At 40.1% G+C, this 765-nt stretch carries 1 protein-coding gene; it reads left to right on the top strand.

Annotated features, from left to right (window positions below; all coding sequences use genetic code 11):
* Positions 1-162 precede the first annotated feature (162 nt).
* Positions 163-636: an IS200/IS605 family transposase gene (gene tnpA / locus J3A84_RS15230; RefSeq protein WP_207600905.1), complete on the top strand. Its 474-nt coding sequence runs from the start codon at positions 163-165 to the stop codon at positions 634-636.
* Positions 637-765 lie beyond the last annotated feature (129 nt).

Raw genomic sequence — 765 nt, 5'->3', positions numbered from 1 at the left:
TTGTGTCACTTTAGTGCGTTTCAAATGGTTAATTTGAAACAAATAAACCACCTGCTATGCAGGTGGACAAAATCAGCTTAAGCTTCAAGAACAAAAACTCCTATGATAAAATTTTAGTTGGCCGCTAAACCAAACAAAAAATAACATAGGAGGTGTCCACGAATGGACAAAAATAGTTTATCACATACAAGTTGGAATTGTAAGTATCACATCGTATTCGCACCAAAATACAGACGAAGAGTCATTTATGGAAATCTTAAAACGGAGATCGGACAAATATTGCGAGACCTCTGCAACCGAAAAGGGATAATCATTCATGAAGCAGAGGCCTGTCCAGACCACATCCACATGCTTATCAGTATCCCTCCAAAGTATAGTGTATCAGAAGTTATGGGGTATCTGAAAGGTAAAAGTTCACTCATTATCTTCGATAGGCACGCTAATCTAAAATACAAATATGGATCCAGGCACTTTTGGTGCAGAGGCTATTTTGTAGATACAGTAGGAAAGAATGCAAAGAAAATTGAGCAATATATAAAAAATCAGCTACAAGAAGACATGGTAGCTGATCAGATTAGTATAAAGGAATATATTGACCCGTTTACGGGAGAGCCAGTGGAAAAAACAAAGAAATAGTAGCTGCTTTAGCAGCAGTTGAGTAAGTAGTGCGGTTGGCGGCCGCTTTCATGCACCCTCACGGGTGCAGCTGGTGAAAGACCCTTATAGGGTCAGTGGAAACCGCCGGCTAAGCCGGCGGTTTTGATT

The organism is Proteiniclasticum aestuarii (genome assembly GCF_017368455.1).
GTDB classification, from domain to species: domain Bacteria; phylum Bacillota; class Clostridia; order Clostridiales; family Clostridiaceae; genus Proteiniclasticum; species Proteiniclasticum aestuarii.
Note: the sequence above shows the minus strand (reverse complement) of the source record. Positions and strands in the feature narration are given on the sequence as shown.